This window comes from Vitiosangium sp. GDMCC 1.1324 (assembly GCF_003044305.1).
Taxonomy (GTDB): Bacteria; Myxococcota; Myxococcia; order Myxococcales; family Myxococcaceae; genus Archangium.
The window spans coordinates 184,189-197,792 of the sequence record NZ_PZOX01000004.1; the positions used below are offsets into that span (position 1 = coordinate 184,189).

Sequence of the window (13,604 nt, forward strand, 5' to 3'; positions counted from 1 at the left end):
TCTCAACCTGGGGGCAGCTCCACACACGGGTAGGTGCCGAGCAACCGCATCGAGGTGGTGTAGGGCTGGAGGTCGCGCAGCACCGCTTCAATCGGCGCGGAGGCGGCGTGCCCCTCCAGGTCCAGGAAGAAGCGGTAGGCCCACGGCGTGCCCGGCAGCGGCCGGGACTCGAGCCGCGCGAGGTTCACTCCGCGCTCGGCCAACACCAGCAGTGCCTTGCCGAGCGTGCCGGGCCTGTTCTCCAGCACCATCATCAGGGACGTCTTGCAGCGCACGTCCGCGGGCAGGGGCGAGGCCTCTCGCGCCACCTCCAGGAAGCGGGTGAAGTCCCCCTTGGCCCCCTGGAGCTCCCGCGCCAGCACCTCCAGCCCGAAGCGCTGCCCCGCCGACTCGCTCGCGATGGCCGCCACGGTCGGGTCATTCCCCTCACGCACCCGCTGCGCCGCGCCGCCCGTGTCCAGCTCCGGAAGCAGCCGCGCCCAGGGGAGCTTCTCCCGCAGGAAGGCCTCGCACTGCATCAGGGCCTGTGGATGGGAGCGCACGCTCTGGATGGACTCCAGCTTCGCTCCGGGCAGTCCGAGCAACCGGTGCTGCACCTGATCCACCATCTCCGCGATGATGGTCACCCCCTCCTCGGCGAGCGCATCGTACGTCTCGTACATGGCCCCCGCGGTGGTGTTCTCGATGGGCAGCAGCGCCAGGTCCACCTCGCCTCGGCGGAGCGCATCCACCACCTCGCGCGGGGTGTCGAAGCCGGAGAGGAGCACGCCTCCGGGGCGGCCCGCGTAGCGCTTGTGCGCCATCTGGTGGCTGTAGGAGCCCTCCACGCCCGGGTAGGCCACCCGCAGCGGCGTGGTGGGCAGCGACGTCACCAGCGCGTGCTGCCGCGCGACGGACATCTCCATGATGAAGCGATAGAGGCGCTCCACCTCGTGGGGGTCCAGCTTGCGCGCCATCGCCGCGGCGCGGATGCGTTGCAGCAGCAGGTCCTCCCGCCGCTGGTCACGGATGGGCGAGGCCGCGGCCAACTTGGCCCGGGCGATGTCCTCGGCCAGGTCCATCCGGCGGCGCAGGGCATCGAGGAGATCCTCGTCCACCTTCTCGATGGAGACACGCAGCTTCTGAAGATCCGGAACGTCGGACATGGCGACCTAGACTCCATGGCTGAGGTACGAGCCGAGCACTCGCACCGAACACCCGAGGGACTCTATCTCCGCGAGGACCGCGGGCATCGGCTCGGAGGACAACGGCGCCTCGACATCGATGAAGAAGAAGTAGTTGCCCAGCTTCTTGCGCGTGGGGCGGGACTCGATGCGCACGAGGTTGACCTGCCCGCGCGCGAACGCGGACAGCACCTGGTGGAGCGCCCCGGGGAAGTCCGCGGGCAGGGTGATGAGGAGGCTCGTCTTCGGCCGGCCGGTCCCGCGCAGGGAGAGCGGCTGGGGGCCCACGAGCACGAAGCGCGTGGCGTTGTCGGGGTGGTCCTCGATGTGCTCGGCCAGGAGCTCCAACCCATACAGCTTCGCGGCCGAACGGCTGCCGATGGCGGCCAGCCCCTCCTCGCCCGAGCGCTCCCGGACCTGACGCGCGCCCTCCGCCGTGGTGCCCACCGGCTCCACCTCGGCCTGGGGCAGCCGGGTGCGGAGGAATTGTCGGCACTGGCCGAGCGCCACCGGGTGGGAGAGGACCTTGCGGACGCGGGCCAGCCGGGCCTCGCGCTCCTGCGCCCCTCCCTCCAACGGGCGGGCGGGGCCGAGCAGGTTCATCGTGATGGGGTACACCCACTCCGCCTGGATGGGCAGGTCCACCTCGTGCACCAGCCAGTCCAGGTGCTGGCTCACCGAGCCCTCGAGGGTATTCTCGATGGGGATGACGGCCAGGTCCGCCCGGCCCGAGACGACGGCCTGGAAGACCTCGGAGATGAGCTTGAAGGGGACGAGCTCATGCGGCTGCTCTCCGAGGAAGTGGAGGGCGGACTCCTCGGAGAACGTCCCGGGCCCCAGCAGAGAGATCCGCCTCATGGGTCACGCGCCTCCTGGCCTACACCGGCACCGCGAAGTCGCGCAGCGCCGCGTTGAGGCTCGTCTTCTTGTCCGTGCTCTCCTTGCGCTGCCCGATGATGAGCGCGCACGGCACCATGTAGCGGCCCGCGGGGAACTGCTTCTCCTTCATCCCCGGAATCACCACGCTGCGCGCCGGAACCCGGCCCTTGTAGACCTTCTCCTCCGGACCCGACACGTCGATGATGGGCGTGGAGGCCGTCAGCACCACGTTGGCACCCAGCACCGCCTCCTCCTCCACCACCACGCCCTCCACCACGATGCAGCGGCTGCCGATGAAGGCCCGGTCCTCGATGATGACCGGCGAGGCGGTGGGTGGCTCGAGCACCCCGCCCAGCCCCACGCCACCCGACAGGTGCACGTCACGCCCCACCTGCGCGCAGCTGCCCACCGTGGCCCACGTGTCCACCATCGTCCCCGCCCCCACCCGCGCGCCGATGTTCACGTAGCCGGGCATCACCACCGCCCCGCGCTCCACGAAGGCCCCGTAGCGCACCACGCCCGGCGGCACCACCCGCACCCCCGCCGCCTCCAGCCCCTTCTTCAACGGAATCTTGTCGAAGAACTCGAAGGGCTCCACCTCCATCACCTTCATCTCCGAGATGGCGAAGAACAGGAGGATGGCCTCCTTCACCCAGGCGTTCACCTTCCAGCCCTCGGGCCCCTTCTCCGCGACGCGCAGCTCGCCCGCGTCCAGCAGCGCCAACGTCTCGCGCACCGCCGCGACATACTCCGCATCCTTCAGCTTCGCCCGGTCCGCGAACGCCGCGGACACCTTCTGGGAAAGATTCTCGATGGGGGACATGGCCGCTCCTTCAAGCACGAAACCCCGCCCGGCGCATCATCCTCATGCGGACACGTGCGTCCCCGCCCCCATCCCCGCTCCGAAGGGCTCCGCCAGGGGGTAGACGAACGTGATGATCTCCCTGCCCAGCCGGTCTCCCACCGGCTCCACCGCGCCGTGCGAGCGGCCCAGGACATACACGCCGCGCCCCGTCACCCGCTCCACGTGGGACAGGGGCACCGCCTTCAGCTCGCGAGAGAAGCGCTGGCGCACGAAGAGCACCGTCTCGCCAATGAACGCCACGTGCCCCAGCACCTTGCCGTCCTGGCCGCGCACCTTCATGCCGTGCTGAATCGAGCGCCGCTCGAAGGGGGACTTCAACCAGTCCACACCCATGGCCTCACCTCCACTCGGACAAGGTGAGGCCCGGGTCTACCGCTGGGGAGCGCGGGCGCCGGGTTGCGAGCCCCCGGCTGCCCGCATGCCAGGGACTACGAGCTGGCCGGAGTGGGGGGTCCTCCCATCACCTTGGAGACCGCCTCCACGATCTGCTGCTCGGTGGGGAAGTCGAACGACTCCTTCTTCACCACCGGCCTGCCATCCACTGCCACGATGAAGCTGCCGGAAGGACCTACCTTCAACTCCGAGTCCAGGTTGAGCGCCTGCTTCAGCACGGCCGCCGCACGGGCGGCCCGAGGCTTGTAGCCTCAAGCACTGCAATACGTGATGGTGATACGGGCGGCCATGGTGGGCCTCCTACATGGATGGGGCGCGAGGGTGCGCCTCCATCTGGGTGTAGGGATTCAAACACCCAACGACGAGCGGCATGCAAGCAAGCGGGCCACTGCTCTCCACGCGGGCCCTGGCTCCTCAGGGCTCCTCGGGTGGCCCAGGCCTGTCCATCACGCCCAGGTGCTCCTCCAGTGTGTGCTCCAGGGAACTGGAGTCCGCTCAGCGTTTGAACTGCAGCACGTAGATGCTGGGGCCGGTGATGGCCAGGTCCCCCCGAGGCGTCACGGAGAGGTCTCTCGCGAAAAGGAAGCGGTCGCGGAAGCTGAGCACCCAATCCCTGTTGCCACTTTCCTTGAAATAGCGGGCAGTGAGCAGCCAGGGGTCCGGGCCCGAGGCGCCAATCTCACCCGCGACGTACACGCCGCCCTCGTGGTCCAGGCCGACCGCGAAGAGCGGGCCGTCCAACTGCTGGGCCCAGCGCTCCCGGCCGCCCTGCGAGAAGTTGAGCAGGAAGCCCGCGGGCAGCTCCGAGGAAGCCGAGACCAGGGTCCGCTCCGCGAAAAGAAACGACCCGGTGAAGGGGCCCACCGCGACAACCCGGTCATGGTGGGCCGCGATGCCCACAATCGAGCCCATACTGCCCTCCAGGAGGCGCGACCACGAGCCCTGGCCCTTGCAGGTGACCTTGCGCAGATAGGGTGTGCCGATGCCGCTTTGAATCTCCGGGAAGCGCATGCCACCGAAGTAGAAGTTCCCATGCTCGTCCGTGGCCAACGACTCGGTGAAGATCACCTCGTCATCGACGAAGACCCAGTCCAGCTTGCCCCGAGAGGAGTAACGGGCGACGAAGGCGAACTGCTTCGCGGCCGTGATGGGCCCGTTGCCGAAATCGAACGTGGCGCCGGGAGCACCCTGCAGGTAGCCGGTGATGCCAATGTGGCCGTCACCGTCGATCGCCACATCCGTCGCCCGGGTGGGCAGCCGGCGCGCCCAGATCCCATCGCCGTCCGGGTCCAGCTTCACCAGGTATTCCCCCGAGGGCACGTCGATGGCCCCCAGGACGAGCCGCCCAAAGACGGCCATGGAGAGCACGATGTTGCCCTTCGGGTCGATCGCCATCGTGACACCGAAGGTGGCGGCGAAGGGCGCCTCCGCCGTGGGCTCGGCCAGAATGAGGTGGGCCCAGAGCAGCTCACCGCTGGGCGAGTACTTCGCGAGCCCCGCGAAGCGCTCATCCGGGCTCGGCGCGCTCATGGGCCCGGAGCCGAAGTCGATAGGTCCCCCGATATCCGACACCAGGACGAGGACATCGCCCTGCGGGTCGTGCGCGACGGCAAAGGTCTCGTGCTCGCCAGTGCCGGAGATGGTGCGCACCCACTCCGGCTCGGTGGGCGGCGGAGACCGATGCGACTTCTCCATCGAGAGCGCGCCGGCCTCCGAGCCCTCTTCCGTCACCGCTCGCGCCGATTCCTCCTCGGCAACCGGAACACCGCAGGCCACAAGGCCCACCCACGCCAACACGCCCCAAAGCGCCTTCACTGACTGTCTCATGCACTCCCCCCCTCCGCTGGAGACAACAGGACCCAGCGGCAGAAGGGTAGGTATGGAAACCAACAGGGACCGCTGTCCGCGAGGGGTGTCGTTGCGTCCGCGCCGGAACACACATCCGGCCTGGGCCCCGCCTGCCCACCCCCTCCGGAATGGAGGGTTGACGCCGGGGCACACTGGCGTGATGCACAACCCATGTCTTCCCTCCGCCCGAACCTCGCCGCCGCCTATGACCCTGAGCACTTCCGTCAGCTCGGGCACCGGCTGGTGGACCAGCTCGCCGACCACCTCGCCCGCACCACCCGCCGCGATAGCCACCAAGGGTCGGCGCCCATTCTCATGAGCCGCCCTCTGTGACCGTGTCTCCTCGCTCCTTAACAACGGCATGGCCGTCTACGAGATGGAGCCCGTCTCCACCGCCATGGAGCACAACGTGCTGCGCTGGATGGCCGGGGTGCTCGGCCTGCCCGCGGGCTCGGGCGGTGTCCTCACCTCGGGCGGCTCCGCCCCCCTCACCTGCCCGCCTCAGGCACGCCGCTCTTCCCCTACCCCCTCCCTTTAGTGACTGTTCCGGTAGGAATGCGGACATGACCTCCGACGTTATATGGGTTGGAGGTGTAGAGCGATGGGACTGGTGAAGCAGGACGACGGTTGGCGGGTTCCGGACGAATTGTGGGCGAAACTGGAGCCGCTCCTACCGCCTCGACCGCAGCACCCGCTGGGCTGCCACAACCCGCGCACACCGGATAGGCGGGCCCTGGACGGCATCCTGCTGGTGTTGCGTACGGGCATGCAGTGGCGAGCGCTCAAGGCCACCGGCATCTGCGGCCCCTCATCTGCCTACCGGCGTTTCCGGGAGTGGTTGGAGGCAGGCGTGTTCCTGGAGTTCTGGCGCCAAGGGCTATTGGCCTACCAGGCCCTGACGGGCATTGACTGGAAGTGGTTGTCTCTGGACGGGGCCATGGGTAAGGCCCCGCTGGGTGGGGAAAAAAACCGGCCCCAACCCCACCGACAGAGCGAAAAAGGGCACCAAGAAGAGCGTGCTGACGGATGGACGCGGGGCACCTGTCGGTATCGCAGTCGGCGGCGCCAACACCCCAGACTTCAAGTTGATGCGCAACACCGTGGAGTCCATGCCGGTGCCGCGGCCCGCTGCCGCTGAAGGCCAGCTTCAGCACCTGTGCGTGGATCTGGGCTACGACTATGACGAGGTACGTGCTCTGGCGGAGGAATTCGGCTTCACCCTGCACCTGCCACCTCGCAAGCCACACGCCAAGAAGGTGAAGCGCAGTGCGAGCAAGAAGGCGCGGCGCTGGGTGGTGGAGCGTACCCACTCCTGGCTTACTCGCTTCCGCCGTCTCCTGGTGCGCTGGGAGAAGCGAGAGGACACCTACCTAGCGATGCTGCACTTCGCGCTGGGCATCATCACCTGGTTCCACGCGCTCCTACCGAAATAGGCTCTTAGGAGTCAATGTCTCCGCAAAGGACGTATTTGGCGCGCTTGAAGTAGTGCAGACGAGCGCCAAGGCCATTGCAACCACCATTGATAATGGTCGAGATTTCTCGAACAACCTCGAAATCAGGCCGTTTCCGCGCATTGTCAGCGCGTTCGTTGAGGCCATTTTTCTTCCAGAACCATCCAGCGGAGTCGAAGGCCAAACGTGCGGCGGCGAGCTTGTCCGCCTGATTGTACGAGGAGGTGACGTCTTCCCCGATGTATTTTTCGTAGGCCTCGTAATTGAAGCGACCCGTGAGTTGCATGAACCCCCGCCCGAAGAAAGTCTTTCCATCTCCTGGATAGATGTTCCCCAGGTCGGGCCGGTCACTGTAGTCCGGATTGCCCGTTTCCCGCATCAAGGCGAAAGCCCCTGTCTCAGCCCCCGTCTGAGCCACGAAGTGCGCGATGCGAAGGGGCGTTGTAATCTGGTACCGGTCAAGGGTGACGCAGAGAGGCTCGATAACGCCCCTCATCCTGGACGCGGTACTACTGCCAAAGATCTCGATCAATTGATTTGCATTGAGCCGGAACATTCCGCGCAACTGCTCAATGAAGCCTACGGGGTGGACGTGCCAGACCTTGTTCGCCGCGGGGACACCGGACACGGCGTTCCACCACTGGAAGGACTTGATGTAGTCAAGCAGCTTGTTATAGGGCTCGTCCTCGTAACTCCAGGGCGCATGCCTCAATCGTTCCCATTTATTGAATGAGGCATCTGTCTGATACATCCATTCGGTGGGATGAGCGAAACCAAAACGCCTCAACTTCGGCAGACTCTCCCTACGGCTCGGCGCGCCAGTGATTTCAAGCAGCGATTCGAGATCACAGAAGCCGTCCTTGTCAAAGGTGTTCTCGGCCACGCTCGTGGTCGCCGGATCGTCAGCTCGCGCCGCCTCCTGGAAGAACTGCCAGTCAAGCCAATCGTATGCCGGAGAAAGATGCCGAGCCACGGAGGAGTCGAACCAGATCGTCTGCGTGGAGTCGGCCTTCACTCCGAGCCACTGCTTGCCGGAGAGCTCCATCCACGTCTCGACATCCTTTCCGTCGAACTCGAGCCAGTCCTTGTCGAGCCTTCTCTTCCTCGGTAGTGCCGCCACCTTGCCCTTCAAGCGCTCTTTGTCCACGCCCGTGGGCTCCTTCATTTCATAGGAACCCGCCGGACTGTCCTTGAAGAGGGTGACTGCGGAGGACAATTCGTACCGGTAGACCTTCTCCGCGTCCCACCCCACGTTCGTGGCCTTGGACTCGAACTCGGCCTTGGTGAGCCAACCGGAGATGTCTTCCACGATCTCGACACGAGCGGCCTCTCCTTCGGTCTCGAGAACCTTGAGGGTCCGTCCCGTCGTGCCATTCATCGCATAGTGGCCACGCGCAGGATTGACCTGCTGCACTTCCACTTTCCTCTCGACCACCTTGTCCACATTGTGCTCGTCCTTGATGGTCTCCCGGATCGTTTTCTCGACCTTCACTGTCTCCTTGTAGAGTCGTGTGACGTCTCTTTTCAGGGTGCCCGAGCCGGAGCCCTCAACGGTATCGATGTCCGCGGACGCAATCCATCCCGTGGTCGGTGCATTCTTGACCTTGAAGAGGATGACCCCTCCCGGCGCATCCCGTTGCGAGAAATCCTTCTCGGCGATGGTGACCAGACTCGGCCCTTGCAGGGAAAGCGTACCGCTCGCTGAGGCCGCCTTGACCTGGCGCACGTAGAACTTCGCCTCTGGATCGATGTGTACCAACGCCTGACCCCATTTGTCCGCGGACGGGTTGTCGGTGAAGGAGTGATCGTCCATGAACACCTCGAAATGAAACTGATCCCCTCCTTCGTCCGTCTGGCCCGGGAATCCAACGATGTCACCCCGTTTGATGGGGATGGGTGTGGCCAGGGTGACCACTTTGTTGAACTCGATGGGCTTGGGCAATTCGGTCCGCTTGGTGACCTGGAGTCCATCCACGTAGACGAATCCGCCGTCCGAGAGCTCTTGCATCTTGGTGACCGTGGGTACCCAACCGTAATTGCCATCCAGAAGTTGGGACTTGAAGGTCACGTCCGCCTTGAGCTTGAGGGTAGTGCCCATCTCTAGCACCCCCAGGACCGCGGACTTCTCATCTGCGGAGACATGGACGGTCACCCCGTCGAAACGGCCATCCCAAGAATAGGAATGCCCTTTAGTGGCCACCTTCTCCGTCTTGAGGTAATTGCTGATGCTCCCATTGGGTCGGTAAGAGCAGGTCGCGGTTTCGGGGGGCTGGTGCTGAATCATCCCACGGGCCACGTAGGGGTTGAAGAGCTTGTATGTCTGGGGACTGGCCGCAGTGGAAGTTCCGCTCGGAGGCGCAACCACCGTCGTGTGAGACCCCACCCAGGCATACCCTTCGATGTTGAGGGAGGCTTGCCCCTGCCTTGCCGCGTGGGTGAACGACACCTTGCGCCATCCGACCTGCCGTGACCAGTGGCCCTCTGGAATGCTCGAATCGTCCAGCAACTCGAAGACCTGGTCCATTTCGAGCTCCACTGGCCTGGTGCCAACTTTAATGGCATTGCCAGTGGCATCCAGGATGCCATTGTCCCACAGCGCCGTCATGGAGGGCTCCCCCCACAGATGGAGGGTGCTTGTTTCCGGAGTGGTGGGATCGAGCTTCATGAAGTCGTAGCCAGCACGAAGGAAGGCATAGCCTTCGGTACGCTCGGCCGCGGACGGATCGGGATAGCTGATCTTGCACACGGTCAAGGGGGCCAGGACCGAGTCGGATGCAGGGCGCTCACCCAGCGCGAGGTATTCCTCTTCCGCGCCAATGGTCGCGAGTTGCAGCCCGGTCGCATCGAGCACCTCGAGAGGCTGACGCTTTGCCGTCTTTTTTACTGCCACAGCTCGGGGCGGGTCGATCAACGCGAAGCCGGTGACGGCGTTCGCGAAGAACCGGACCTTGGTGAACTTCTTGGTATTGTGGGGAGTGAGCCGGGTCCAATGGTTGGCGGGAACGGCTCCCCCCTCCAAGGCGACATAAGCATCCGCGCTCACCGTCATGAGAGTCGTCCCGCTACCGGGATCCCACAACGGCTTGTCGCTTTTCACCCGGAAGTAGTTACCCGAGACCCGCTCCGTGCAGGCAGCGAAGTCCTCGATAAAGCCGACAGTGGGGTCACGCTTCAAACAGACGACTTTCGCGTACCTCAGCCTCGAGTACTGAGCGGGCGTGACCTCGGAGATGAAGAACCCATTCTTGGGAAGGCTCTTGCCCGTGGGTTGCAGGTTATCGTCGAGGATGGGCACCGCGTCCTCGGTGAAGATTCGTCCCTTGCTCCTCCTGAGGAGAGGAAGTGGAGCCCTGAGCCTGGACGGATCCACCACCACATATCCCTTCACACGAGCCGTGAGGAGTTTGATCTTGCGATAGCGCTCGTTCTTGCACTTGTCATCATCTGGGTGAACCGTGAAGTGCGCGCCAAAGGGGATGACCCCCTTGAGGGTGGAGGCCCTGTCGTCGATGACCGGCAAGCCAGAGCCACGAGGGCTGTCCGCGACGACGTAGTGGGTCTTCTTGAAGATGTGCGGCGCCTCATTGAGGCCGCTTTCCTGATTGGTCTCCTCCGCCGTCATGGGCTTGAGGTGCATGTAGAGGGAGAAGAAGGGGATCTCGCCCCCCTTGGGTGTGACAAGCTTGTGCTTGATCAGGACGAACCCCGAGGAGAACTTCCGTGCCGGATGGCCATCCGCGAGGTCTGCTTCCTGAAGGACATCATTCATCCGGTAGGCGACCACGTGCCCATCCGCAATAGCCCGGATAGGCACGTCCTTGGCACAGAGGTGAATCCCGCCGTGCCAGAAGCGATTGGCCCCCACCCCGAAGAATCCACCACCGCCCCGCTCATTATTGTCGTACAGGGCCGAGGGCAGTGCCGAAGGACTGGTTGGACTTCCGGGCAAACCGAACAACGGATACGTCACATTCATGAGTTCCCCCCCCACGCAGGAGAATGACATATGTGATGGGGGGCTGAACAGCGGAGCACTCCAAGGCCAGTGGCAGGCCGGTGGGCTCACGCTCCTCCATGACGGCCCGGATGGGGCTATTCGTCGTTGAAGAAATAGGAGGTCGTGGGCTCACCCGAGCCTTCGTAGTGCTCACCCGTCCAACGGAACACCACTGTGGAGAACTCGGCACCGGGCTTCTCGTCCGCGGCCTGCTTCTTCGTGGTGTAGTTCGATTGGGCCTTGACCCAGTTGAAGACTCCTCGGGTCTTCGAGCGGGCAACCGCAATCACGGAGCAGGTCTGCTCCTCGTAATTCCACTCCGCGTAATCGATGTCCTCGGCATCGGCAAGTGCGGGAGGAGATCCTGATTGGATGTAGCGCGTGTAGGCGACCGTCCTCAACACCCGCTCGATCTTCCCCTCACGAATCCTGAAGATCTGGAGTTCTTCCTCTTCGGCCAGCCGTTGATAGGGAACGCCCCCACTCGCGTCGCGCCGGAGCCCGAAGCCGCGCTCGCTTGGGGTAAGTCGATAGGGGGCGAGATCGAATCCATAGAGGAAGTCGCCCGAAAGGACGACAGGGCGTTCCGCTCTGGCCAGCAGGGAGAGTCGCTGATCAGGGCCCTTGGAAACCGCGAACAGGTCCAGATCGTTCGTCCTGGTCCAGACCCCGACGAGATAGATGCCTCTGGTCCAGGCCCGAATGTCGATCCTCCCATGAGAGGGGGACAGTTGGAGAACCGCCTCGAGCTCGGACAGGGGCAGGGCTGGTTCTTCTTGCGGTTCTTTGAGTTCGTACGCTGCGCAGGACCCACTCGGGTAGGCCATCTCCCAGCTGAAACCAGGTCTGTCGAGCAGGGGCGTCACCACACCATCGGGGAGCTTGGTGAACAAGGACAGGTCCAACTTCATGCTCTTGAGCGCGCCGAGCTCGGAGGGAAGACTGTCGGGGAGTGCCTTCAACGGATTGCCCGTGAGATCGAGCACCTCCAGATGGGTCAAACCCGACAGATCCCCCCGCTTGAGCGCCGTCAGGCCCAGTTGGCGCAGCGATAGCTCACGCAGAGCGGCCAGTTGCTCCCGGGTAACCTGCTGACAGGAGCACTTGGGGCAACTCGCGCGTTGAATGGCATCGCGAATCCGCGGCGTCCGCTTGCACAAGGGGGTTGGGTCGGCCTGTCCACCCGCTGCAGCCGTCGAGAGGAACAACCCCCAAACGACCCAGATGACACGGACCCACAGGTGACGGGCTCGCAAGCGCCCCCCTTTGAAACAAAGTTCGATGACAGATTAGCACCCCTCGTGACCATGCCCAGGCCCGGCGCCGGGAGCACCCTGCAGGAAGCCGGTGATGCCAATGTGGCCATCGTTGTCGATCGCCCCCAGGACGAGCCGCCCCGAGGCATTCATGGAGAGCACGATGTGGTCCTTCGGGTCGATCGCCATCGCGACGCCGAAGCTGGCCGCTAAGGGGCCTCCGCCGTGGGCTCTGCTCCCGCCTGCCCCCCGCCTGCCCGCCCCCTCCGGAATGGAGGGTTGACGCCGGAGCGCACCAGCGCGATGCACAGCCCATGTCTTCCCTCCGCCCGAACCTCGCCGCCGCCTATGACCCCGAGCACTTCCGTCAGCTCGGGCACCGGCTGGTGGACCAGCTCGCCGACCACCTCGCCCGCACCACCCGCCGCGAGGGCCCCGTGCTGCCCTGGGCCCCACCCTCCACCCACCTCGAGCACTTCCCCGCGGACTTCCCCGAGCAACCCTCCGGCGACCTCTCGGAGCTCCTCGCGCGAGTCCTCGACGCCTCCCACCACCTGCACCACCCGCGCTACGTGGGCCACCAGGTGTCGGCCCCCCTTCCCATGGCCGCCCTCTGCGACCTCGTCTCCTCGCTCCTCAACAACGGCATGGCCGTCTACGAGATGGGGCCCGTCTCCACCGCCATGGAGCACAACGTGCTGCGCTGGATGGCCGGGGTGCTCGGCCTGCCCGAGGGCTCGGGCGGTGTCCTCACCTCGGGCGGCTCGGCCGGCAACCTCACCGCCCTGCTCGCCGCGCGCCAGGCGAAGGCGGGATATGACGCGTGGAGTGGCGGCCCCACCGCGGGCCCTCCCCTCACCGTACTCGTCCCCGAGTCCGCCCACTACTGCATCGCCCGCTCCACCAAGGTGATGGGCTGGGGCGCCGAGGGCGTCACCCCCGTTCCCGTGGACGCACGCTACCGGCTGCGCCCCGAGGCCCTGGAAGATGCGCTCGCCTCGGCCAGACGTGCCGGCCGCCGCCCCATCGCCGTGGTGGCCAGCGCCGGCTCCACCGCCACGGGTGCCTTCGACCCGCTCGAGGCCGTGGCCGACTTCTGCGAGAAGCATGGCCTCTGGCTCCACGTGGATGGGGCCCACGGCGCCTCGACCGCGCTCAGCCCCCGCTACCGCCACCAGGTGAAAGGGATTGAACGCGCCGACTCGGTGGTGTGGGACGCGCACAAGATGATGATGATGCCGGCGCTCATCACCGCCGTGCTCTTCCGCGACGGCACCCGCTCCTTCGAAGCCTTCGCACAGGAAGCCTCCTACCTCTTCACGGGCCAGGACACGCGCCGCTGGAGCGACGTGGCGCTGCGTACGCTCGAGTGCACCAAGGAGATGATGGCGCTCAAGCTGTACACCTGCCTGCGCGTGCTGGGCACGAAGCTCTTCGCGGATTACATCACCGACACCTTCGACCTGACCCGCCGCTTCGCCGACCGCCTCCAGTCCTCCGGGGACTTCGAGCTGGCCGTTCCTCCCGACTGCAACATCGTCTGCTTCCGGCATACGCCCCGGGGTGTCCCCGCCTCGGAGCTCGACGCGCTCCAGGTGCGCCTGCGCGAGTCGCTCATCACGAGCGGCGACTTCTACCTGGTGCAGACGACGCTCGGCGGCCGAGTGTGGCTGCGCACCACCCTCATCAACCCGCTCACCACCGACGCGGACCTGGACGCGCTCCTGGAGGCCCTGCGCCGGGCGGCCTGAC

The 13,604-nt window shown here is 65.4% G+C and carries 13 protein-coding genes; 4 read left to right on the forward strand and 9 right to left on the reverse strand.

Annotated features, from left to right (window positions below):
- Window positions 1–2: 2 nt before the first annotated feature.
- The 6 genes from pheA (DAT35_RS13440) to DAT35_RS13465 all read right to left on the reverse strand — a co-directional run bounded on the left by pheA (DAT35_RS13440) (window position 3) and on the right by DAT35_RS13465 (window position 5,127).
- Window positions 3–1,145 carry a prephenate dehydratase gene (pheA, locus tag DAT35_RS13440; RefSeq protein ID WP_108067397.1) on the reverse strand — a complete coding sequence of 381 codons (1,143 nt, stop codon included), beginning with the start codon at window positions 1,143–1,145 and terminating at the stop codon, window positions 3–5.
- A 6-nt stretch (window positions 1,146–1,151) separates the two neighbouring features.
- The gene (gene pheA, locus DAT35_RS13445; RefSeq protein WP_108067398.1) at window positions 1,152–2,021 is read right to left on the reverse strand and encodes a prephenate dehydratase; all 870 of its coding nucleotides are present in this window, start codon (window positions 2,019–2,021) and stop codon (window positions 1,152–1,154) included.
- A gap of 19 nt (window positions 2,022–2,040) precedes the next feature.
- Entirely contained in the window at window positions 2,041–2,865 is an 825-nt protein-coding gene (locus DAT35_RS13450) for a 2,3,4,5-tetrahydropyridine-2,6-dicarboxylate N-succinyltransferase (RefSeq protein WP_108067399.1), read from the reverse strand.
- A gap of 42 nt (window positions 2,866–2,907) precedes the next feature.
- A complete protein-coding gene (locus tag DAT35_RS13455) occupies window positions 2,908–3,240 on the reverse strand; it encodes a PRC-barrel domain containing protein (protein ID WP_233261458.1) in 333 nt (110 codons plus the stop codon).
- A gap of 95 nt (window positions 3,241–3,335) precedes the next feature.
- Window positions 3,336–3,518: an Rdx family protein gene (locus DAT35_RS13460; protein WP_233261459.1), complete on the reverse strand. Its 183-nt coding sequence runs from the start codon at window positions 3,516–3,518 to the stop codon at window positions 3,336–3,338.
- A 277-nt stretch (window positions 3,519–3,795) separates the two neighbouring features.
- Window positions 3,796–5,127 (reverse strand): hypothetical protein, encoded by a 1,332-nt coding sequence (locus DAT35_RS13465; protein ID WP_146209700.1) that lies wholly within the window; start codon window positions 5,125–5,127, stop codon window positions 3,796–3,798.
- A gap of 192 nt (window positions 5,128–5,319) precedes the next feature.
- Between DAT35_RS13465 and DAT35_RS60670 the strand changes: the two genes are divergently transcribed.
- The 3 genes from DAT35_RS60670 to DAT35_RS13475 all read left to right on the forward strand — a co-directional run bounded on the left by DAT35_RS60670 (window position 5,320) and on the right by DAT35_RS13475 (window position 6,581).
- Window positions 5,320–5,481 carry a hypothetical protein gene (locus DAT35_RS60670; protein WP_158501689.1) on the forward strand — a complete coding sequence of 54 codons (162 nt, stop codon included), beginning with the start codon at window positions 5,320–5,322 and terminating at the stop codon, window positions 5,479–5,481.
- Window positions 5,482–5,509: 28 nt separating this feature from the next.
- The gene (locus DAT35_RS60675; protein ID WP_233261460.1) at window positions 5,510–5,686 is read left to right on the forward strand and encodes a hypothetical protein; all 177 of its coding nucleotides are present in this window, start codon (window positions 5,510–5,512) and stop codon (window positions 5,684–5,686) included.
- A 63-nt stretch (window positions 5,687–5,749) separates the two neighbouring features.
- Window positions 5,750–6,581 (forward strand): IS5 family transposase gene (locus DAT35_RS13475; protein WP_108067401.1). Its coding sequence is split into 2 segments (ribosomal slippage): window positions 5,750–6,112 and window positions 6,114–6,581, totalling 831 coding nucleotides; the frame shifts between segments, so codons are not numbered across the junction.
- Window positions 6,582–6,585: 4 nt separating this feature from the next.
- Here DAT35_RS13475 and DAT35_RS13480 read toward each other — a convergent pair.
- From DAT35_RS13480 to DAT35_RS58940, 3 genes are all read right to left on the reverse strand, one after another.
- Window positions 6,586–10,575, reverse strand: a complete 3,990-nt coding sequence (locus DAT35_RS13480) for a glycoside hydrolase family 19 protein (RefSeq protein WP_158501690.1) — start codon at window positions 10,573–10,575, stop codon at window positions 6,586–6,588.
- Window positions 10,576–10,691: 116 nt separating this feature from the next.
- Window positions 10,692–11,756 carry a leucine-rich repeat domain-containing protein gene (locus DAT35_RS13485; RefSeq protein WP_146209701.1) on the reverse strand — a complete coding sequence of 355 codons (1,065 nt, stop codon included), beginning with the start codon at window positions 11,754–11,756 and terminating at the stop codon, window positions 10,692–10,694.
- A 129-nt stretch (window positions 11,757–11,885) separates the two neighbouring features.
- On the reverse strand, window positions 11,886–12,041 hold the full coding sequence (locus DAT35_RS58940; protein WP_158501691.1) for a hypothetical protein: 156 nt from the start codon (window positions 12,039–12,041) through the stop codon (window positions 11,886–11,888).
- Window positions 12,042–12,166: 125 nt separating this feature from the next.
- On the opposite strand from DAT35_RS58940, the gene DAT35_RS13490 reads away from it, so the two are divergent.
- Window positions 12,167–13,603 carry an aminotransferase class V-fold PLP-dependent enzyme gene (locus tag DAT35_RS13490; protein WP_108067404.1) on the forward strand — a complete coding sequence of 479 codons (1,437 nt, stop codon included), beginning with the start codon at window positions 12,167–12,169 and terminating at the stop codon, window positions 13,601–13,603.
- Window position 13,604: the final 1 nt, after the last annotated feature.